The organism is Pseudomonas sp. UMAB-40 (assembly GCF_900095275.1).
GTDB classification, from domain to species: Bacteria; Pseudomonadota; Gammaproteobacteria; order Pseudomonadales; family Pseudomonadaceae; genus Aquipseudomonas; species Aquipseudomonas mandelii_B.
This window is the reverse complement of record NZ_LT607572.1, coordinates 1-20,607: the sequence shown is the minus strand read 5'-3', so window position 1 is coordinate 20,607 and position 20,607 is coordinate 1. Positions and strand designations below refer to the sequence as shown.

Here is a 20,607-nt window from a genome sequence, read left to right as displayed (position 1 = left end):
AGTGCGGGCTCCCCCGGGCGTCAAGCGATGCCGGGGGCGGCATCGCCCAAAAGCTCAATCCACGCTGTAGTGGACTGACAGCATTCCCTTTTTCAGCGAAAGGGAAGCAATCGTGACCGTGCCCAAATCCTTCAGGCTACGTACATGTGTGCCGCCGCAGCCGTAGGCGGGCAGTTCACCAAAACCAATTTCCCGGGCGCCTTCGCGCATCGATGTCAGGCGCGGCAGGTCATGGGCGACCCATTGCTCGATGCCGTGCTGAATCATCTCGGCGTCCACCTCTTTTGCCGACTCCACCGGTTTGAATTGCACGCGTCCTTCGCCCGGCCAGTGATGAGCCTTGACCGGCATCCAGCCCAGTGCCTGGACAAAATGGCCGATCAGGTGGCCGGCCGAATGCATGCGCGAATTGAACCGGCGGCGTTGCTCGTCGATCCGGATCTGGGTCATGCCGAGTTTTACTGGCTGGTCGACAAAATGAATGATTCGGTCCGGGTCCTGGACCACGCGCAGCACCTGGCTTTCGCCGATCCAGCCGGTATCGCAAGGCTGACCGCCACCCTGGGGGTGAAACAACGTCGCGCGCAGCACCACCGCAAACTCGCTTTCCTGGGGCGTGCAATCCAGGACTTCCACATTGGCCTTGAGGTCATCACTATGGAAAAAGAGGCGAAGCGTCATATTCCATGTCCTCATTAAAGTTTCTCTTTTTATTATATGAAGCGTGGAATTGCGTGATAATCCGTTCAAACATCAAAGGACTGTTGCGCTGTGAGCATAAATCTACCGCTACCGTTGCTGGGTGAAATGGCGATCTTCGTCAAGGTTGTCGAGTCCGGTAGCTTTTCCGAAGCAGCCCGTCAATTGGGTTCTTCACCCTCGGCGGTGAGTCGCAGTATTTCGCGTCTGGAAAAAGCGTTGGCCACGCGTCTGCTGCAGCGAACCACACGCAAGTTGCGCTTGAGCGACGGTGGCGAAGAGGTGTTCAAGCGCTGCCAGGAAATGGTCAGTGCGGCCAAGTCCGTGATGGAAATCAGCGGGCAGTTCACCCATGAAGCGGAAGGGCTGGTTCGGGTCAGCGTGCCCAAGGCGGTCGGTCGATTTGTGATTCACCCGCATATGCCGGAATTTTTGCGCCGTTATCCCAAAGTGGATGTGGAACTGTTGCTTGAGGATCGCCAGGTGGATCTGATCGACGACAACGTTGATCTGGCGATTCGCATTACCGATCGACCACCCGCCGGGTTGGTCGGGCGGCAGTTGCTGACCATCGACCATTTGCTCTGCGCTACACCGCAATACCTCGCCGAACATGGCACGCCGACGCACCCCCACGACTTGCTCAACCACAGCTGCATCTATCTGGGTGAAACCCCGAGCGATGCGCGCTGGAAATTCAAGAAAGGCAGCAAGGCTGTGACGGTCGGTGTACGTGGGCGGTATGCGGCCAATCACACCGGCGTGCGGTTGGGGGCGGTGTTGCAGCACATCGGGATTGGCAGCCTGCCGTATTTCACGGCGCGTTATGCGCTGGAGCAGGGGTTGATTGTGCAGGTGTTGCCGGACTGGACCTTCCTCGCGTCCTACCATGGCGGCGCCTGGTTGCTGCATTCGCCGACGCGCTATTTGCCACCGAAACTGCGGGTGTTCATTGATTATCTGGTGGAGTGTCTGGAGAAGGAGCCGACCCTGAGCAAGCCGGGGAAGGCGGGGAAGGTCGCGGCGGAGTATGAGTTGCCTGAGAGTGATGGGTTGCTTTGACGAACGCCTTCGTCGGAACGCCGCCCGGAGCAAGCCCGCTCCCACAGTGATGTGTGTGATGCCTGAGATTGCAGCTTCACCACAAAAACCTGTGGGAGCGGGCTTGCTCCGGGCGGCGTTCCGACGATGGCGGCTGCTCGAACACCACACCACTCGGAAATGCCATAAAAAAGGCCCGCATGTTCAACCATGCGGGCCTTTTGCATTTCAGATCAGGGATCAGTGCTTGCTGTCGTCGTTCGACATCGCCAGCAGCTGTTTTTCCTGATTCCAGTCGAAGGGTTCGTCGTTCTGTTCGGCTTCGAAACGACGCTCTTCCAGTGCCTGGTACAATTCGATTTCATCATCGGGCATGTAATGCAGGCAGTCACCGGCGAAGTACCACAACAGGTCGCGCGGGACCAGGTGGGCGATTTGCGGATAACGGGTGATCACCTGGCACAGAATGTCCTGGCCCAGGTATTGGCTTTCGATCGGGTCGACCGGCAGCAACGCACGCAGTTCGTCGAAGCGCTCCAGGAACAAGGCATGGCTTTCTTCGGGAACCTGTTCGGCCTCACCTACGGCGACCAGGATGCTGCGCAGGTGGTCGAGCAAGACAAGATGATCGGCAACGACGTTGGACACGAGATAAGTCCTCAAGAGCAAAACGGGCGCAGGAGTATAAAGCTCCTGCGCCCGTTTTTACAGGATCAGCGGACCTTTCCGTCGGCCAGCGCCAGTTCGTCTTTGTCGAAATCATCGACGTCGATGACCTTGCGCCGCGCTACTTCAACATCACGCAGGGACTGCGCCTCACCAGGTTGCAACACCCCCGCCTCCAGCGCTGCATCGATGACATGTTCCCCGGCAGCCGGTTTGACCTGACCGCTTTTGAGCGCCACGTGCAGTTTTTTCTGTAACGGTTGAGCTGCGTTCAAAAGGTTGCAGGCATGTTGCAGGGCACCGACCGCGTCGTCCGCCGATTGCGGGCGGTAGCAACCGCCGAGCAATTCTTCGAGGGTTGGATCGCCCTTGGCGCGGCCGATCACTGCGGCGACTTCGGCGCCGAGTTTGTCCGATGGGCCTTTGTGGCGACGGCCGAACGGGAACACGATCACCCGCAACAGGCAACCCAACACCTTGTTCGGAAAGTTGCTGAGCAATTCATCCAGCGCCCGTTCCGACTGGCCCAGGCTTTCTTCCATGGCCCACTTGAACAGCGGCGCCATGTGCTCCGGCGAATCGAGGTCGTGGTACCGCTTGAGCGCTGCGGAGGCGAGGTACATGTTGCTGAGCACATCCCCAAGACGTGCCGACAGGCGTTCGCGACGTTTCAGTTCACCACCCAGCAACATCATGCTGAGGTCAGCAAGCATGGCGAACGCGGCGGCCTGACGGTTAAGCGCACGGAAGTAACCCTGACTGAGCTTGTCACCCGGCGAATGTTCCAGGTGCCCGAAGCCGAGGTTCAACACCAGCGTGCTGGCGGCGTTGCTCACGGCGAAACCGATGTGCTTGAGCAGCAGGCCATCGAATTCGGTGAGTGCCTGATCCTTATCTTCACGGCCAGCGAGGGCCATTTCTTTCAGCACGAACGGATGGCAGCGAATGGCGCCCTGACCGAAGATCATCAGGTTGCGCGAGAGAATGTTCGCGCCTTCCACAGTGATGAAGATGGGCGCGCCATTCCAGCTGCGACCGAGGTAGTTGTTCGGCCCCATGATGATCGCCTTGCCGCCGTGAACATCCATGGCGTGGCTGATGCACTCGCGGCCGCGTTCGGTGAGGTGGTACTTGAGAATCGCCGACAGCACCGACGGTTTCTCGCCCAGGTCCACCGCGTTGGCGGTCAGCATTCGGGCGGCGTCCATCATCCAGGCGTTGCCGCCGATGCGTGCCATGGCTTCCTGAATACCTTCGAACGCCGACAGTGGAACGTTGAACTGCTCACGAACCTGCGCGTACTGTCCGGTGACCAGGCTGGTGAACTTGGCGGCGCCGGTGCCGACCGCCGGCAGGGATATCGAACGCCCGACCGACAGGCAGTTCATCAGCATCATCCAGCCCTTGCCGAGCATTTCCTGGCCGCCGATGAGGAAGTCCAGCGGCACGAAGACGTCCTTGCCGGAGTTCGGGCCATTCATGAAGGCGGCACCCAGCGGCAGGTGACGGCGGCCGATCTCGACACCGGCGGTGTCGGTCGGGATCAGCGCCAGGCTGATACCCAGGTCTTCCTTGTCGCCCAGCAAATGGTCCGGGTCATAAGCCTTGAAGGCCAGGCCGAGGAGGGTGGCCACCGGGCCCAGCGTGATGTAGCGCTTTTCCCAGTTGAGGCGCAGACCGAGGGTTTCCTTGCCTTCCCATTCACCTTTGCAGATGACCCCGGTGTCGGGCATGGCGCCGGCGTCGGAGCCCGCCAGTGGGCCAGTCAATGCGAAGCACGGGATGTCGTCGCCCCGGGCCAGCCGTGGCAGGTAATGGTTGCGTTGTTCGTCGGTGCCGTAATGCAGCAGCAGTTCGGCCGGGCCCAGGGAGTTAGGGACCATCACGGTGGACGCGAGGTCGCCACTGCGGGTCGCCAGTTTCATCGCCACCTGGGAGTGGGCATAGGCCGAGAAGCCCTTGCCGCCAAACTCCTTGGGAATGATCAGCGCAAAGAAGCCGTTTTCCTTGATGTGAGTCCAGGCTTCGGGCGGCAGATCCATGTCTTGCCCGATCTGCCAATCGGTGACCATGGCGCAGAGTTCTTCAGTCGGGCCGTCGATAAAGGCCTGTTCCTCTTCACTGAGCTGCACTTTTGGATAGGACAGCAGTTTGTTCCAGTCCGGGCGACCGCTGAACAGTTCGCCGTCCCACCACACGGTCCCGGCGTCGATTGCATCGCGTTCGGTTTGCGACATTGGCGGCAGGGTTTTCTGGAACCAGCTGAACAGCGGCGCGCTGAAGAATTTGCGACGCAGGTCGGGCAGCAACAACGGCGCCGCGACGGCTGCGATCAACACCCAGAAAATCAGCAGCAGCCAGCCTGGCGCGCGGCTGAAGGCACCCATCGCGACGATATAGACAGCGACGATGCACAGGGCGGGCAGGGGGGCGATGAGACGGTGGGCTAAATAAGCTATCCCGACAACCAGAACCAGTATCCACAACAGCAGCATATTTAATCCTCCGTGAACCAGGGTAAAACCAACCTTCAGAGCTTAGACGGCATCCGCAAAACAAGGTGGTCGGAGCGAGGTGATTGAATTCGTGGGAAACCATCGATGAGTTTTGTAGGTTGGGTTGGCAACACGCCCGGGAAATCGTTCGTTTCCTACGCGGCTATGCGCCCATGTTTGGCCGAAACGTCGTTATCTCTGTGCTAAAGGTATCGCTAGACTCGTGGCTTCCCCAGGAGATTGTTCTCATGCACGAGTATCTGAGTCCCGGCCGCTTCATCGATAGTGACCACCCCTCGGTGGTGGAGTTCGCTGAAAAACATCGGGGCGCCAGTCGCGATCCGCTTGAGCAGGCGATCAAGCTCTATTACGCGGTGCGCGAAGCCGTGCGCTACAACCCCTACACCTTCAGTCGCGACCCGGATACGTTGTGCGGCAGTTATGCACTGGCAGCCGGAGAGAGTTATTGCGTGCCCAAGGCCACGCTTCTGGCCGGAGCAGCCCGACATTGCGGGATCCCTGCGCGGATCGGTCTGGCTGACGTGCGCAATCACCTGTCGACCCCGCGGTTGCTTGAGTTGCTCAAGAGCGATGTGTTCGCCATGCATGGTTATACGGAGCTGTATCTGAACGGTCGCTGGGTCAAGGCGACGCCTGCCTTTAACCAAAAACTCTGCGAACTGTTCAATGTGGCGCCGCTGGAGTTCGACGGCATCCACGACAGTGTTTTTCATCCCTTCAACCGCGACGGCGAGCCGCTGATGGAGTATCTGGTGGACCACGGCCAGTTCACTGACGTGCCCGAAACGTTCTTTTTCGAGCACCTGGAAAAGTGCTACCCGCATCTGTTCAGCGACACTTTGCCAGCATTGCTGGGTGACATGCAGAGTGATTTGAGCCGCGCCTGATCCGGCGTATGCTGCCTGCGCATTCATCCATAAAGAGGCGGTCATGCTGAAGATCTGGGGTCGGAAAAATTCGTCGAATGTCAGAAAGCCATTGTGGGCCGCCGAGGAGCTGGGCCTGGCCTATGAAGCCATCGATGCGGGCGGCGCCTTTGGTGTAGTCGACACGCCGCAGTACCGTGCGATGAACCCCAACGGCCGTGTGCCGGTGATCGAAGACGACGGCTTCGTGCTATGGGAATCGAACGCCATCGTGCGTTACCTGATGGCCAGTCGCGCCGATGGTACGGCCTGGTATCCGGCGGATCTGAAGGCCCGCGCCGCTGCTGACAAGTGGATGGACTGGACCACCTCCAGTTTTGCCGGCCCGTTCCGCACGGTGTTCTGGGGCGTGTTACGCACACCTGAAGACAAGCAGGACTGGCCCGCCATCAACGCCGCGATCAAGGAGTGCGATGACCTGCTGACGATGGCGAACCAGGCGTTGGCGGCCATGCCGTATCTGTCCGGCGACGAAATTGGCATGGGCGACATTCCCCTTGGCAGTTTCATTTATGCCTGGTTCGAGATGCCGATCGAGCGCGCACCGCAGCCGCATCTTGAAGCCTGGTATGCGCGACTGAAACAGCGTCCGGCGTATAAAAAAGCCGTTATGACCGCGTTGACTTAATACTCACTATCGACACACTTGACTGTACTTGTGTGGCGGCGACAAGCACCATTGCGCTCGTGCGCCGCGGTTGCATTGCTCGCCGCCCGCCCATAGTTATCCCTTTCTTCCCTTCTTGGTGCGTAAATCCGATATGAGTTCCGCTCTGTCCATCCGGCAGCTAACCAAAACCTACGGCAACGGTTTCCAGGCCCTGAGTGGTATCGATCTGGACGTCGCCGAAGGTGACTTTTTCGCCTTGCTTGGCCCTAACGGTGCCGGCAAATCCACGACCATCGGCATTCTCTCGACCCTGGTAAACAAGACCAGCGGCACCGTGAATATCTTCGGTCACGACTTGGACAAGAATCCTGCGCAGCTCAAGCGCTCGATCGGCGTAGTGCCCCAGGAATTCAACTTCAACCAGTTCGAAAAAACCTTCGACATCGTCGTGACCCAGGCCGGTTACTACGGCATCCCGCCGAAGATCGCCAAGGAACGCGCCGAGCAGTATCTGACCCAGCTCGGGCTGTGGGACAAACGCGATGTGCCGTCGCGTTCGCTGTCCGGTGGCATGAAACGTCGCCTGATGATCGCCCGTGCACTGGTTCACGAACCCCGCCTGCTGATCCTCGATGAACCGACCGCAGGTGTGGACATCGAACTGCGTCGCTCGATGTGGACCTTCCTCACCGAGCTGAACCAGAAAGGCATCACCATCATCCTCACCACCCATTACCTGGAAGAGGCTGAGCAGTTGTGCCGCAACATCGGCATCATCGACCACGGCACGATTGTCGAGAACACCAGCATGAAACAGCTGCTCGGCCAGCTGCATGTGGAAACCTTCCTGCTCGACCTCAAGAACACGCTGAACGTCGCGCCGCAGTTGCTCGGTTACCCGACCAAGCTGCTCGACAGCCACACCCTCGAAGTCCAGGTCGACAAGGCCATGGGCATCACCGCGCTGTTCACTCAATTGGCGCAGCAGAACATCGAAGTGCTGAGCCTGCGTAACAAAACCAATCGCCTCGAGGAGTTGTTCGTGTCCCTGGTGGAGAAAAATCTGTCGAAGGTGGCGGTATGAGTTCCGAGCTGCAACCCAACCTCGTTGCCCTCAACACCATCGTTTACCGCGAGGTGAAGCGCTTTACCCGGATCTGGCCGCAGACCCTGCTGCCGCCGGCCATCACCATGGTCCTGTACTTCGTGATCTTCGGTAACCTGATCGGTCGGCAGATCGGTGATATGGGTGGCTTCACCTATATGGAATACATCGTGCCAGGCCTGATCATGATGTCGGTGATCACCAACTCCTACGGCAACGTGGTGTCGAGTTTCTTCGGCAGCAAGTTCCAGCGCTCCATCGAAGAATTGATGGTGTCGCCGGTTTCGCCGCATACGATTCTGATCGGCTACACCCTGGGCGGCGTGCTGCGCGGCTTGATGGTCGGGGTCATCGTGACGCTGCTGTCGCTGTTTTTCACCCATTTGCAGGTGCATCACCTGGGCGTCACCATTCTGGTGGTGGTGCTGACGGCGACGATCTTCTCGCTGCTGGGCTTCATCAACGCCGTGTTTGCACGCAACTTCGATGATATTTCGATCATCCCGACCTTCGTGCTGACGCCTCTGACCTACCTGGGCGGGGTGTTCTACTCGATCAGCTTGCTGCCGCCGTTCTGGCAGACCGTTTCCCTGGCGAACCCGGTGCTGCACATGGTCAACGCCTTCCGTTACGGCATTCTTGGCGTTTCGGACATCAAGATCAGCGTGGCGATTACTTTCATGCTGGTGGCGACAGTTGTGTTGTATGTCGGTTGTGCGCGGTTGCTGGTCAGTGGGCGCGGGATGCGTACCTGAGAAAGACCGCGTCGCCTGCTTCGCGGGCAAGCCCAGACACCACAAAAAAACGGCCTCCAACAATGGAGGCCGTTTTGCATTTACCGCATCCGGCGTTGCTTACGTCGCTTCCACTGCCGCCCAACCCACCAGCGCCAATACATCATCACCAGGCAATAGGCGAGGGCGCCCAGCACCAGCCCTGTCACCACTGAACCCAGCAAAAACGGCTGCCACAACGTGGAAAGCTCACCACTGATCCACTCCCAGGTCAGCTCGTCCGGCAAATGCCTGGCCGGCACGTCCATCAACCACGCTCCCGTCTGATAGGTGCAGAAGAACACTGCCGGCATGGTAATCGGGTTGGTCAGCCAGACCAGGCTGACGGCGATGGGCATGTTGCCCCGCACCATGATCGCCAGAATGGCAGCGACCAGCATCTGCAACGGAATGGGCAGGAAAGCCGCGAACAGACCCACCGCCATGGCCCGTGCGACGGAATGACGATTGAGGTGCCAGAGGTTCGGGTCATGCAGCAGGGTGCCGAGAAAGCGTAAGGATTTGTGTTCCCTGATGCTGGTCGGGTCTGGCATGTAACGTTTGAATAAGCGCCGGGGCATAAGGCTTCTCGGTCGGTTAAGGCGGCAAGTATGTCTGGATTCTATGAACCGCCCATTCAGACTTTGTGACAATTAATAACCGTGCGCGTGCAGTCGGGCAGCTATGCCTAGGGTGGGACTCTCAAGGACGGGCATATGCGCACAGGGATGATGGCGCTGGCGTTGGGTCTGCTGGCCCTGCGTTTTTTACCGGTGTTACCGCCGGTCTGGTTATGGATGTTGCTGCCGGTCGTGGGTTTGATGCTGTTGCCGTTTCGGACTTACCCGTTGGCGTTCTGCCTGTTCGGCTTCAGTTGGGCGTGCGCGAGTGCGCAGTGGGCGCTGGATGATCGCTTGCCGCTGAAGCTCGATGGCGAGACTCGTTGGGTCGAAGGCCGGGTGACGGGCCTGCCGCAGAATGCCGAAGGGGTGGTGCGCTTCGAGTTGACCGACAGTCAGTCCCGAAGCACCCGGCTACCCCGGCATCTGCGCCTCGCCTGGTATGACGGACCGCCCGTCAACAGCGGCGAACGGTGGCGGCTGGCGGTCAAGTTGAAGCGTCCTGCCGGGCTGCTCAATCCGCATGCCTTTGACTACGACGCCTGGCTGCTGGCACAACGCATCGGCGCTACCGGGACGGTCAAGGATGGCCAGAGGCTGGCCGCCGCCCAATGGGCCTGGCGCGACAGCCTTCGCCAGCGGTTGCAGGCCGTCGATGCCCAAGGCCGGACAGGGGCGCTGACCGCATTGGTGTTGGGCGACGGCGGCGGGCTGAGTCGCGAGGACTGGCAAGTGCTGCAAGACACCGGCACCGTGCATCTGCTGGTGATTTCCGGGCAGCACATCGGGCTGCTGGCGGGGCTGGTGTATCTGCTGATCGCAGGGTTGGCCCGCTATGGCCTGTGGCCAAGCCGTTTGCCCTGGCTGCCATGGGCCTGCGGACTGGCGTTTGCCGCTGCGCTGGGTTACGGGTTGCTGGCCGGTTTCGAGGTGCCGGTGCGCCGGGCCTGCGTGATGATCGGCCTGGTGCTGTTGTGGCGCCTGCGGTTTCGTCATCTCGGTGCCTGGTGGCCGCTGTTGCTGGCGCTCAACGGCGTTTTACTGCTCGACCCGCTGGCGAGCCTGCAACCGGGTTTCTGGTTGTCGTTCGCGGCGGTGGCGGTGTTGATCTTCACCTTCGGTGGGCGGCTGGGGCCCTGGCGATGGTGGCAAACCTGGACCCGTGCGCAATGGCTGATCGCGATCGGACTGTGCCCATTGCTGTTGATACTCGGCTTGCCGATCAGCGTCAGCGGACCCGTGGCCAATCTGCTGGCGGTGCCCTGGGTCAGCCTGGTGGTATTGCCACCCGCTTTGCTCGGGACGTTGTTATTGCCCGTCCCTTATGTGGGCGAGGGGTTGCTGTGGCTGGCGGGCGGTCTGGTTGACCTGTTGTTCAAGGGGCTGGCATTGATGGCCGGGCGATTGCCCGCCTGGGTGCCGGTCGCGGTGCCGGTGTGGATTTGGGCGCTCGGTACCCTGGGGGCCTTTCTTCTATTGCTGCCCAAAGGTGTGCCGATGCGCCCGTTGGGTTGGCCGCTGCTGCTGTTGCTGGCTTTTCCACCTCGTCCAATGCTTTGCGAAGGCGTCGCCGACGTCTGGCAGTTGGACGTCGGCCAGGGCCTGGCCATCCTGGTGCGCACCCGCCACCACACGTTGCTGTATGACACCGGACCGCGTTTCGGTGATGTCGACCTCGGCGAGCGGGTGGTGCTGCCGTCATTGCGCAAACTGGGCGTAGCCGGGATCGACCTGATGCTCATCAGTCACGCCGACGCCGATCACGCCGGCGGTGCGCGTGCGGTTGCCAACGGATTGCCGGTGACGCAGGTCCTGAGCGGCGATCCCGAGGCGCTGCCAGTCGAATTGCGCGCAGAGGGTTGTGAAAGCGGCCGGCAATGGACCTGGGACGGTGTGGACTTCCGGCTCTGGCAATGGACATCCGCCGGCGACAGCAATCAAAAATCCTGTGTCTTGCAGATCGAAGCCAATGGCGAGCGATTGCTGTTGACCGGTGACATTGATGTTGCTGCCGAGCGGGCATTGCTCGACAGTTCGCTTGCCGTGCCGACAAATTGGCTACAGTCGCCGCACCATGGCAGTCGCAGTTCCTCTTCGATGGCGCTGCTCGCCGCGTTACAACCCGGGGCTGTGCTCATATCCCGTGGCCAGGGCAATTCCTTTGGTCACCCGCATCCCACGGTCATGGCGCGTTATAAAAAGCGCGGGACGGCGATCTACGACTCCGCCACCCACGGTGCCATTCGTCTGCAACTGGGGCGCTTCAAGCCGCCGTGGACGATGCGTCTGGAACGGCGTTTCTGGCGCGATCCGCCACCGTCCGACCCATAACCGCCAGTTATGAAAGCCCGACCGGATGCGACATCACAGTCTTCGGTGCATCCGGCCCCTATGTTAGAGTGGCGCACTTTTTCGAGGGAGCTGTCACTGTGTGGGAATTGGTCAAATCCGGCGGCTGGATGATGCTGCCGATCATTTTGAGTTCCATCGCGGCCATGGCGATCACCGCCGAGCGTCTCTGGACCCTGCGAGCCAGCCGTGTGACCCCGGAGCATTTGCTCGGGCAAGTCTGGGTGTGGATCAAGGACAAGCAGCTTAATAAAGAAAAACTCAAGGAGCTGCGCGCCAACTCACCGTTGGGCGAGATCCTGGCGGCGGGCCTTGCCAACTCCAAACATGGTCGCGAGATCATGAAAGAGTGCATCGAAGAAGCCGCTGCGCGGGTGATTCACGAACTCGAGCGCTATATCAACGCGCTGGGCACCATCGCCGCCATGGCCCCATTGTTGGGCTTGTTGGGCACGGTGCTGGGCATGATCGACATTTTCAGTGCGTTCATGGGCACGGGCATGGGCACCAATGCCGCTGTGCTGGCGGGTGGTATCTCCAAGGCGCTGATCACCACGGCCGCTGGCCTGATGGTCGGTATCCCGGCAGTATTCTTTCACCGATTCCTGCAACGCCGGATCGATGAGCTGGTGGTGGGCATGGAGCAGGAAGCGATCAAACTGGTCGAAGTGGTTCAGGGCGACCGTGATGTGGACCTGGCCGAGGGCAAAGCGTGAAATTCCGCCGCAAACCGCGGGAAACGGTCGACATCAACCTCGCGTCGCTGATCGACGTGGTGTTTATCCTGCTGCTGTTTTTCGTGGTCACCACCACGTTTACCCGTGAAACCCAGTTGCGCGTCGATCTGCCGGAAGCGGTCAGCGGTTCGCCTGCCGAAGACCAGCAGGTCAAGCACCTGGACGTTGCCATCAGTGCCGAAGGTGCGTTCTCGGTGAACAATCAGATATTGCCGAAGAACGACCTCGCGACGCTGATGGAGGCGCTGCAAAAAGAATCCAATGGCGACACCAATCTGCCGCTGTCCATCAGCGCGGATGGCAAGACTCAGCATCAGTCAGTCATCACGGCCATGGACGCTGCCGGCAAGCTGGGTTTCAGCCACTTGCGCATGACCACGGTCGAAGCGGCACCGCCCGCGCCCTGATGGCCATGTCTGATCGCTTGCTCGCCGCGTGGTACCAAGGTCATCCGGCCCTGAAGCTGTTGCAGCCACTGGAGTGGCTGTACCGGCGCGTAGTCATGAACAAGCGCAAGCGCTTTCTGGCGGGTGAGGGCGAGATCTATCAGCCGCCCGTGCCGCTGATCGTGGTCGGCAATATCACCGTCGGTGGCACCGGCAAGACACCGCTGATCCTGTGGATGATCCAGCATTGCCAGCGCAGCGGTTTGCGGGTCGGGGTGGTCAGCCGTGGGTACGGCGCCAAACCGCCGCAATTGCCGTGGCGCGTCGAGGCCGATCAGAGCGCAGAGATTGCCGGCGACGAACCGCTGTTGATCGTCCAGCGCACGGGCGTGCCGTTGATGATCGACCCGGATCGCAGCAGCGCCGTCAAAGCGCTGCTGGCGAGTGAGCCGCTGGATCTGATCCTCTCTGATGACGGCATGCAACATTACCGGCTGGCCCGGGACCTGGAACTGGTGTTGATCGACGCCGCCCGCGGCCTGGGCAACAAACGCTGCCTGCCGGCCGGTCCCTTGCGTGAACCGGTCGAACGCCTGCAAAGCGTCGACGCCGTGCTATACAACGGCGCCACCAATGATCGCGACGACGGTTTTGCCTTCCAGCTGCAACCTACCGAACTGGTCAACCTGCACAGCGGTGAGCGTCGTCCCCTCGACCACTTCCCTGCAGGCCAGGCGCTGCACGCCGTGGCCGGGATCGGTAATCCGCAACGTTTCTTCACGACCCTCGAAACGCTACACTGGCAGCCAGTGCCGCATGCGTTTGCCGACCACGCCGAGTACAGCGTGCAGGCCTTGAATTTCACACCGTCATTACCATTGGTGATGACCGAAAAGGACGCGGTGAAGTGCCGTGCCTTCGCCGCCGTCGATTGGTGGTACCTGGCGGTCGATGCTGCGCCATCACCGGCCTTCGTGGCCTGGTTCGATACGCAGCTGATGCGCCTGTTGCCGGATCGTCTTCTGCCTTAACTCCGTTCTAATCCAGGGAATGCTCATGGACACCAAATTGCTCGACATCCTCGCTTGCCCGGTCACCAAAGGCCCACTCAAGCTCAGCGCCGACAAGACCGAGCTGATCAGCAAGGGCGCCGGCCTGGCTTACCCTATTCGCGACGGCATTCCGGTGATGCTCGAAACCGAAGCCCGCACCCTGACCACCGACGAGCGTCTGGATAAATGACCACAGCCTTTACCGTTGTCATTCCATCGCGTTATGCCTCCACCCGTCTGCCGGGCAAACCGCTGCTGCTGATCGCCGGCAAGCCGATGATCCAGCACGTCTGGGAGCAGGCGAGCAAAAGCAGTGCCGAGCGTGTGGTGGTCGCCACTGACGACGCGCGCATCGTTGAAGCGTGCAAGGCGTTTGGCGCCGAAGTGGTGCTGACCCGCGAAGATCACAATTCCGGTACCGATCGCCTGGCCGAAGTCGCCGCGAAACTGGGCCTGGCCGCCGACGCCATCGTGGTCAACGTCCAGGGTGACGAACCGTTGATTCCGCCGAGCGTGATCGATCAGGTCGCCGCCAACCTGGCCGCCCACACCGAGGCGCGCATGGCCACCCTGGCCGAGCCGATCGAAGACGTCGAAACCCTGTTCAACCCTAATGTGGTCAAGGTCGTCAGCGATCTCAATGGCCTGGCGCTGACATTTAGTCGCGCCACATTGCCGTGGGCCCGTGACGCCTTCGCCAGAAGCCTTGAGCAACTGCCGGAAGGCGTGCCGTATCGCCGCCACATCGGCATTTATGCCTACCGCGCCGGTTTCCTGCATGACTTTGTCAGCTGGGGCCCGTGCTGGCTGGAAAACACTGAATCCCTGGAACAGCTGCGTGCCCTGTGGCACGGCGTGCGGATTCACGTCGCCGATGCGCTGATCGCGCCGCCCACCGGCGTCGACACCGTCGAAGACCTCGAGCGCGTCCGTCGCCTGCTGGAGGCCTGATGCGCGTTCTGTTCGTGTGCCTGGGTAACATCTGCCGCTCGCCAACGGCCGAAGGTGTGCTGCGGCATAAATTGCGCGAGGCGGGGCTGGCCGATCACATCGAAGTTGCCTCCGCCGGCACCGGTGACTGGCATGTCGGCAAGGCGCCGGACAAACGCAGCCAGGCTGCGGCCAAACTGCGCGGTTACGACCTGTCCGCCCAACGCGCCCAGCAAGTGACCCGCGCCGATTTTTCCGCCTACGACCTGATTCTGGCGATGGACAACAGCAATCTGCGCCACCTCAAGGCCCTGCAACCGGCCAAGGGCAAGGCCGAGCTGGATCTGTTTTTGCGTCGCTACCAGTCGGAACTCGATGAAGTGCCGGATCCGTATTACGACGGCGACCAAGGCTTCGAGCAGGTGCTGGACCTGATCGAGCGCGCCAGTGATCTGCTGGTGATCGAATTGAAGGGACGGTTATGAGTTTGCAGGTTCAACCCCAGGTTTCGCTCAAGCCGTTCAATACGTTTGGTGTCGACGTTCAGGCCCGGTTGTTTGCCGAGGCCCACAACGACGCCGATGTGCGTGAAGCCCTGGCGTATGCGTCGGCCCATGACGTGCCGTTGCTGGTGATCGGTGGCGGCAGCAACTTGCTGCTGACGGCTGATGTCCAGGCACTTGTGCTGCGCATGGCGACGCGCGGGATTCGGATCCTGAGCGATGATGGCAGCAAGGTCGTGATCGAAGCCGAGGCCGGTGAGCCTTGGCATCCGTTCGTGCAGCACACCCTGGCGCAGGGTTTGTCGGGCCTGGAGAACCTCAGCCTGATCCCCGGCACGGTTGGTGCGGCGCCGATGCAGAATATCGGCGCCTATGGCGTCGAGATCAAGGACGTGTTCGCCGGCCTGACCGCGCTGGATCGCCAGACCGGCGAGCTGCGGGATTTCACCCTGGAAGACTGCAACTTCGCCTACCGTGACAGCCTGTTCAAGCAGGAGTCGGGGCGCTGGTTGATCCTGCGCGTGCGTTTCACCCTGGACCGCGCCGCACACCTGCACCTGGAATACGGCCCGGTTCGCCAGCGTCTGACCGATCAGGGCATCGATCACCCGACTGCCACCGACGTCAGCCAGGCGATCTGCAGCATTCGTAGCGAAAAACTCCCGGACCCGGCAGTGCTGGGCAATGCCGGCAGCTTCTTCAAGAATCCTCTGGTGCCGGCCGCGCTGGTCGCACAGCTGAAAAGCCAATACCCGGACCTGGTGGCCTACGCGCAACCTGATGGGCAGATGAAACTGGCGGCCGGCTGGTTGATCGAGCGGGCCGGCTGGAAAGGCTTTCGTGACGGCGATGCCGGCGTGCATAAGTTACAGGCGCTGGTGCTGGTCAACTACGGCAGCGCCACCGGCCTGCAATTGCTGCACCTGGCGCAGCACATCCAGAAAGACATTTTGGAACGTTTCAACGTCGACCTGGAAATGGAGCCGAATCAGTATTGAAGCTACGCTTTAATGACTGATCTCAAAGCCCTGCACACCTTCAACTGTGCAGGGCTTTTTTGTTAATGCTGGGTTAACTTAGCCACCTAACGATGCAAGCATTTGCTCCACCAAAGGCCCGATGCAGACGTTGCCGTCCGCGTAAGAGAGCCTCTTAGCCTGAGCCGATCTGCGTGATGCCAACCGCCAACCCTCGGCGGCAGATTGCTCGACCCCATAACCCTATAAATATGCGGGCGTGCCCATGATTACCCTGAAGCTCAATGGTCAAGACCATCAACTCGATGTCACAGAGGATATGCCGCTGCTCTGGGCAATCCGCGACGTGGCCGGTTACAACGGCACCAAATTCGGCTGCGGCATGGGCCTGTGCGGTGCCTGCACCATTCATATCGAAGGCGCTCCGGCGCGCAGTTGCATCACGCCGATCGGCGCGGTGGTCGGCCAGAACGTCACCACCATCGATAACCTGCACGCCGATCCGGTCGGGCAAGTCGTGCAACAAGCGTGGCTCGACAGCGCCGTGGCCCAGTGCGGTTTCTGCCAGGGCGGGCAGATCATGTCCGCGACGGCGCTGCTCAAGACCAACCCGAACCCCAGCGACGCACAGATCGAAGAGGCGATGGTCGGCAATATTTGCCGGTGCGGCACCTACAACCGCATCAAGACTGCCATCCGCCAGGCATCCACTCACCTGAAGGAGGCCAAGGCATGAGCCGGTTACCGAATGATTTTGCGCTGAGCAACCTCAGCCGCCGTGGCTTCCTTAAAGGTGTCGGTGCGACCAGTGCGCTGGTTCTGGTAGCGAGCTGGGGTTGGCAAGACGCTTTCGCCGAAGAAAAAGAGAAAAAATTCGGCGCAGACGGCATGCCCAATGGCTGGATCGATGATCCCAAGGTTTACATCAGCATTGCCGCTGACGGCATGGTGACCGTGGTCTGCAACCGTTCGGAAATGGGCCAGGGTGTGCGCACCAGCCTGACCATGGTGGTCGCCGATGAACTGGATGCCGACTGGGCCATGATGAAAGTGCAGCAGGCGCCGGGCGACGAAATTCGCTTCGGCAACCAGGACACCGACGGTTCGCGCAGCATGCGTCACTGGTACGAGCCGATGCGCCGTTGCGGCGCTGCCGCTCGGACCATGCTTGAACAAGCGGCTGCCGCGCAGTGGAAAGTGCCGGTCAGCGAGTGCCATGCGCAACTGCATAAAGTGGTGCACCAGCCGACCGGTCGTGAACTGGGCTATGGCGCCCTGGCCGCCGCGGCAGGTGCGCTGGCAGTGCCGGCCCGTGACAGCCTGCGGCTCAAGCAGCCATCGGAATTTCGCTACATCGGCAAGGAAGGCACCAAGGCGATCGACGGTGCCGACATCGTCAATGGCCGCGCCATTTACGGTGCCGACGTGCATTTCGACGGCATGCTTTACGCCGTGATTGCGCGTCCGGCGGTCTATGGCGGCACGGTCAAATCCGTTGACTCCAGCGCCGCGCTGAAAGTCCCGGGCGTGATCAAGGTGATTCAGATCGAAGGCCGTCCGCTGCCATCCGAGTTCCAGCCGCTAGGTGGCGTGGCCGTGGTGGCCAGCAATACCTGGGCTGCGATCAAAGGCCGCGAAGCGCTGAAAATCGAGTGGGATGACGGCCCCAACGCCAGTTATGACTCGATCGCCTACCGCAAAGAGCTGGAAGCCGCGTCCCTCAAACCCGGCAAGGTGGTGCGCAACACCGGCAACATCGACGACGCCATGAAAGGCGCCAACAGCATCCTCGAGGCCTCGTATTACCTGCCGCACCTGGCGCAGGCGCCGATGGAGCCGATGGTCGCCATCGCCCGGTTCAAGGACGGGGTGTGCGAGGCCTGGGCTCCGAGCCAGGCGCCCCAAGTCACCCGGGAACGGATTGGCGAACGCCTCGGCATTCCGTTCGATAAGGTCACGTTCAATGTCACCTTGCTGGGCGGCGGTTTCGGTCGCAAATCCAAGCCGGACTTCATCATCGAAGCGGCGATCCTCGCCAAGGAATTCCCCGGCAAGGCCGTGCGGGTGCAATGGACCCGTGAAGACGACATCCACTGCTCCTACTTCCACACCGTGTCGGCCGAATACCTTAAGGCCAGCCTGGGCAAGGACGGCCTGCCCTCCGGTTGGCTGCACCGCACCGTGGCCCCGAGCATCACCGCGTTGTTCGCCCCGGGCATGAACCACGAGGCGGCTTTCGAGCTGGGCATGGGCTTTACCAACATGGCCTACGCGATCCCCAATGTGCGCCTGGAAAACCCGGAAGCGGCGATTCATACGCGGGTCGGCTGGTATCGCTCGGTGTCGAACATCCCCCATGGGTTTGCGATCCAGAGCTTTGTCGACGAGCTGGCTCACAAGGCCAAACAGGATCCACTCAAGTACCAGATCAAACTGCTCGGCCCGGACCGTCAGATCGATCCGCGTACCTTGAGTGAAGAGTGGAACTACGGCGAATCCCCCGAGCGTTATCCGATCGACACCGGGCGGATGCGCACAGTGCTGGAAACGGCCGCCAAGGCCGCCGGTTGGGGACGCGAGCTGCCCAAGGGCCGAGGCCTGGGCCTGGCGGTGCATTACAGCTTCGTCACCTATGTGGCGGCGGTGATCGAGGTCGAAGTCAAAGACGACGGCACGTTGATCGTGCACAAGGCCGACATCGCGGTGGATTGCGGTCCGCAGATCAACCCCGAGCGGATTCGCGCTCAGTTCGAAGGCGCTTGCGTCATGGGCCTGGGCAATGCCGTGGTCGGGGAAATCAGCTTCAAGGACGGCAAGGTGCAGCAAGACAACTTCCACATGTACGAAGTGGCACGCATGTCACTGGCGCCGAAGGAAGTGGCGGTGCATCTGGTCACGCCTCCGGGCAATGTGCCGTTGGGCGGGGTCGGTGAGCCAGGCGTACCGCCGATTGCGCCGGCGCTGTGCAACGCGATCTTCGCTGCCACTGGCCAGCGCATCCGCAACTTGCCGGTTCGTTATCAGCTGCAAGGTTGGCAGAAGGCGCAGGCCTGATGGACAGCGCGGATCTGAATGTCCTGCGCAGCGTGCTGGAATGGCGCCGCGCCGGTCAGCGGGTGGTGTTGTACAGCGTGGTCCAGACCTGGGGCACTGCGCCCCGGGCACCTGGCGCGATGCTGGCGTTGCGTGAAGATGGCGTGGTGATCGGCTCGGTGTCCGGTGGGTGTGTCGAGGATGATTTAATTGCCCGGCTGCACGATGGGCGGATTCCACCTGACGGACCGCCGGTGCAGTTGATCACCTACGGCGTCACCCGAGAGGAGGCCGCACGGTTTGGTTTGCCGTGCGGCGGCACGTTGCGCCTGACCGAAGAGCGGGTCGGCGATCCAGGTTGGGTCGCCGATTTGCTGGCACGCTGCGAGGCCCATGAAATCGTGGCTCGCTCGCTGGATATTGCGAGCGGTGAAGTGGTTTTGCTGGCGGCGAACAAAAGCGATGTGCTGAGCTTTGACGGCCACACCCTTCGCGCCATCTACGGTCCGCGTTGGCGGCTGTTGCTGATCGGTGCGGGGCAACTGTCCCGGTATGTCGCCGAGATGGCGCGGCTGCTGGATTTCGAAGTGCTGATCTGCGATCCGCGCAGCGAGTTTGTCTACGGTTGGGAAGAGCAGCACGGCCGTTTCGTCTCGGGCATGCCGGATGAAGCGGTGCTGAACATCCAGACCGACGAACGCACGGCCATCGTCGCCCTGACCCATGATCCGCGTCTGGATGATATGGCGCTGCTGACCGCTCTGGATTCCAGGGCTTTTTATGTCGGTGCCCTCGGCTCGCGAGTCAACAGCCTGAAACGTCGGGAAAACCTCGCTCAGCTAGGCTTGTCATCACAGGCCATCGAGCGGTTGCACGGCCCGATCGGTTTGCACATCGGCAGCCACAGTCCCGCGGAAATCGCCTTGTCGCTGCTGGCCGAGATTGTGGCGATCAAGAACGGCGTCGAACTCAAGCAGAAGAAGCCGTTGCAGGAGGTTGTATGAGTGATCCCATCGGCGTCATCGTGCTGGCGGCGGGGCAGGGCAGTCGTTTCAGGCTGGTGGCGGGGGAGGACAAGGACAAACTGCTGGCGGACTGTGCCGGTCGCGATGGCGCTGTTCGTTCGGTAATCGAGCAGGTGCTGCTGAGTTTGCCGATCAGTCTTGGGAAGCGCGTGCTGGTGACCACCGAAGATCGTCCGCAAGTGATTCGCATGGCTCAGGCGTATGGCTTCGAGATTGTAGTGATCGAGTCGACCGGGATGGGTGACAGCATTGCGGCTGGGGTGGCGGCGTGTCCAGACCTCAATGGCTGGTTGATTGTACTGGGGGATATGCCGTTTATCTTGCCGTCGAGTGTTGAGCGGGTGGTGGCGGGGATGGCGGACGATTGCGTCAGCGTGCCGGTGCATGCGGGTGAGTATGGGCATCCGGTCGGGTTCGGGCGCAGCTTTGCGCCGGGGTTGATGGCGTTATCGGGTGATCATGGGGCCAAACCGTTGTTTGCGCAGGGCAGGGTGGTCGAGGTGGCGGTGGATGATGCCGGGGTGTTGTGGGATGCAGATGTGCCAGAGAAACTGATCTTCCAGTAGCCTCGACACAGGTCCAATGTGGGAGCGCGGTCACGTTCACGGACATAAAAATGTATGGTCAGCCCATCTCCTGCAACCTCATGGGCTGTTTTC

General features: G+C 61.0%; 21 protein-coding genes. 17 read left to right on the top strand and 4 right to left on the bottom strand.

What is annotated here, in order from left to right; translation table 11 throughout:
* Positions 1 to 54: 54 nt before the first annotated feature.
* Positions 55 to 681, bottom strand: a complete 627-nt coding sequence (locus K0F88_RS25935) for a hypothetical protein (RefSeq protein ID WP_094471192.1) — start codon at positions 679 to 681, stop codon at positions 55 to 57.
* A 90-nt stretch (positions 682 to 771) separates the two neighbouring features.
* On the opposite strand from K0F88_RS25935, the gene K0F88_RS25930 reads away from it, so the two are divergent.
* Complete coding sequence (locus tag K0F88_RS25930) at positions 772 to 1,761, top strand: LysR family transcriptional regulator (protein ID WP_219097129.1); 990 nt, start codon at positions 772 to 774, stop codon at positions 1,759 to 1,761.
* Positions 1,762 to 1,980: 219 nt separating this feature from the next.
* Here K0F88_RS25930 and K0F88_RS25925 read toward each other — a convergent pair whose 3' ends face one another.
* Both K0F88_RS25925 and K0F88_RS25920 read right to left on the bottom strand, forming a co-directional pair.
* Positions 1,981 to 2,388, bottom strand: a complete 408-nt coding sequence (locus tag K0F88_RS25925; RefSeq protein WP_219097128.1) for a PA2817 family protein — start codon at positions 2,386 to 2,388, stop codon at positions 1,981 to 1,983.
* Positions 2,389 to 2,453: 65 nt separating this feature from the next.
* Positions 2,454 to 4,901 carry an acyl-CoA dehydrogenase gene (locus K0F88_RS25920; RefSeq protein WP_219097126.1) on the bottom strand — a complete coding sequence of 816 codons (2,448 nt, stop codon included), beginning with the start codon at positions 4,899 to 4,901 and terminating at the stop codon, positions 2,454 to 2,456.
* A gap of 248 nt (positions 4,902 to 5,149) precedes the next feature.
* On the opposite strand from K0F88_RS25920, the gene K0F88_RS25915 reads away from it, so the two are divergent.
* From K0F88_RS25915 to K0F88_RS25900, 4 genes are all read left to right on the top strand, one after another.
* Positions 5,150 to 5,809 carry a transglutaminase family protein gene (locus K0F88_RS25915; RefSeq protein WP_219097125.1) on the top strand — a complete coding sequence of 220 codons (660 nt, stop codon included), beginning with the start codon at positions 5,150 to 5,152 and terminating at the stop codon, positions 5,807 to 5,809.
* A gap of 43 nt (positions 5,810 to 5,852) precedes the next feature.
* Positions 5,853 to 6,476, top strand: a complete 624-nt coding sequence (locus K0F88_RS25910; RefSeq protein WP_094468526.1) for a glutathione S-transferase family protein — start codon at positions 5,853 to 5,855, stop codon at positions 6,474 to 6,476.
* Between the two features lie 133 nt (positions 6,477 to 6,609).
* Positions 6,610 to 7,542, top strand: coding sequence for an ABC transporter ATP-binding protein (locus K0F88_RS25905; RefSeq protein ID WP_162437993.1), 933 nt, complete (start codon positions 6,610 to 6,612; stop codon positions 7,540 to 7,542).
* Positions 7,539 to 8,318 carry an ABC transporter permease gene (locus K0F88_RS25900; RefSeq protein WP_219097124.1) on the top strand — a complete coding sequence of 260 codons (780 nt, stop codon included), beginning with the start codon at positions 7,539 to 7,541 and terminating at the stop codon, positions 8,316 to 8,318. Before K0F88_RS25905 ends, K0F88_RS25900 begins: the two co-directional genes overlap by 4 nt.
* Positions 8,319 to 8,398: 80 nt before the next feature.
* Here K0F88_RS25900 and K0F88_RS25895 read toward each other — a convergent pair whose 3' ends face one another.
* Positions 8,399 to 8,917: a DUF2062 domain-containing protein gene (locus K0F88_RS25895; RefSeq protein ID WP_219097123.1), complete on the bottom strand. Its 519-nt coding sequence runs from the start codon at positions 8,915 to 8,917 to the stop codon at positions 8,399 to 8,401.
* A 135-nt stretch (positions 8,918 to 9,052) separates the two neighbouring features.
* Between K0F88_RS25895 and K0F88_RS25890 the strand changes: the two genes are divergently transcribed.
* The 12 genes from K0F88_RS25890 (at position 9,053) to K0F88_RS25835 (ending at position 20,514) form a co-directional block, all read left to right on the top strand.
* On the top strand, positions 9,053 to 11,287 hold the full coding sequence (locus K0F88_RS25890) for a DNA internalization-related competence protein ComEC/Rec2 (RefSeq protein WP_219097122.1): 2,235 nt from the start codon (positions 9,053 to 9,055) through the stop codon (positions 11,285 to 11,287).
* A 98-nt stretch (positions 11,288 to 11,385) separates the two neighbouring features.
* Positions 11,386 to 12,021, top strand: a complete 636-nt coding sequence (locus K0F88_RS25885) for a MotA/TolQ/ExbB proton channel family protein (RefSeq protein WP_219097121.1) — start codon at positions 11,386 to 11,388, stop codon at positions 12,019 to 12,021.
* Entirely contained in the window at positions 12,018 to 12,449 is a 432-nt protein-coding gene (locus tag K0F88_RS25880; protein ID WP_094468521.1) for a biopolymer transporter ExbD, read from the top strand. Before K0F88_RS25885 ends, K0F88_RS25880 begins: the two co-directional genes overlap by 4 nt.
* A complete protein-coding gene (gene lpxK, locus K0F88_RS25875; protein WP_094468520.1) occupies positions 12,449 to 13,459 on the top strand; it encodes a tetraacyldisaccharide 4'-kinase in 1,011 nt (336 codons plus the stop codon). Before K0F88_RS25880 ends, lpxK begins: the two co-directional genes overlap by 1 nt.
* Positions 13,460 to 13,484: 25 nt before the next feature.
* Positions 13,485 to 13,670 carry a Trm112 family protein gene (locus K0F88_RS25870; protein WP_010461887.1) on the top strand — a complete coding sequence of 62 codons (186 nt, stop codon included), beginning with the start codon at positions 13,485 to 13,487 and terminating at the stop codon, positions 13,668 to 13,670.
* Positions 13,667 to 14,431, top strand: a complete 765-nt coding sequence (kdsB, locus tag K0F88_RS25865; RefSeq protein WP_219097120.1) for a 3-deoxy-manno-octulosonate cytidylyltransferase — start codon at positions 13,667 to 13,669, stop codon at positions 14,429 to 14,431. The genes K0F88_RS25870 and kdsB overlap by 4 nt, the downstream gene beginning before the upstream one ends.
* Positions 14,431 to 14,895: a low molecular weight protein-tyrosine-phosphatase gene (locus tag K0F88_RS25860; protein WP_219097119.1), complete on the top strand. Its 465-nt coding sequence runs from the start codon at positions 14,431 to 14,433 to the stop codon at positions 14,893 to 14,895. Before kdsB ends, K0F88_RS25860 begins: the two co-directional genes overlap by 1 nt.
* Positions 14,892 to 15,911 (top strand): UDP-N-acetylmuramate dehydrogenase, encoded by a 1,020-nt coding sequence (gene murB, locus K0F88_RS25855; protein WP_219097117.1) that lies wholly within the window; start codon positions 14,892 to 14,894, stop codon positions 15,909 to 15,911. The genes K0F88_RS25860 and murB overlap by 4 nt, the downstream gene beginning before the upstream one ends.
* A 244-nt stretch (positions 15,912 to 16,155) precedes the next feature.
* Complete coding sequence (locus K0F88_RS25850; protein WP_094468516.1) at positions 16,156 to 16,626, top strand: (2Fe-2S)-binding protein; 471 nt, start codon at positions 16,156 to 16,158, stop codon at positions 16,624 to 16,626.
* Positions 16,623 to 18,944, top strand: a complete 2,322-nt coding sequence (locus K0F88_RS25845; RefSeq protein ID WP_094468515.1) for a xanthine dehydrogenase family protein molybdopterin-binding subunit — start codon at positions 16,623 to 16,625, stop codon at positions 18,942 to 18,944. The genes K0F88_RS25850 and K0F88_RS25845 overlap by 4 nt, the downstream gene beginning before the upstream one ends.
* A complete protein-coding gene (locus K0F88_RS25840) occupies positions 18,944 to 19,927 on the top strand; it encodes an XdhC family protein (RefSeq protein ID WP_219097116.1) in 984 nt (327 codons plus the stop codon). The genes K0F88_RS25845 and K0F88_RS25840 overlap by 1 nt, the downstream gene beginning before the upstream one ends.
* Positions 19,924 to 20,514, top strand: coding sequence for an NTP transferase domain-containing protein (locus K0F88_RS25835; RefSeq protein ID WP_094468513.1), 591 nt, complete (start codon positions 19,924 to 19,926; stop codon positions 20,512 to 20,514). The genes K0F88_RS25840 and K0F88_RS25835 overlap by 4 nt, the downstream gene beginning before the upstream one ends.
* Positions 20,515 to 20,607 lie beyond the last annotated feature (93 nt).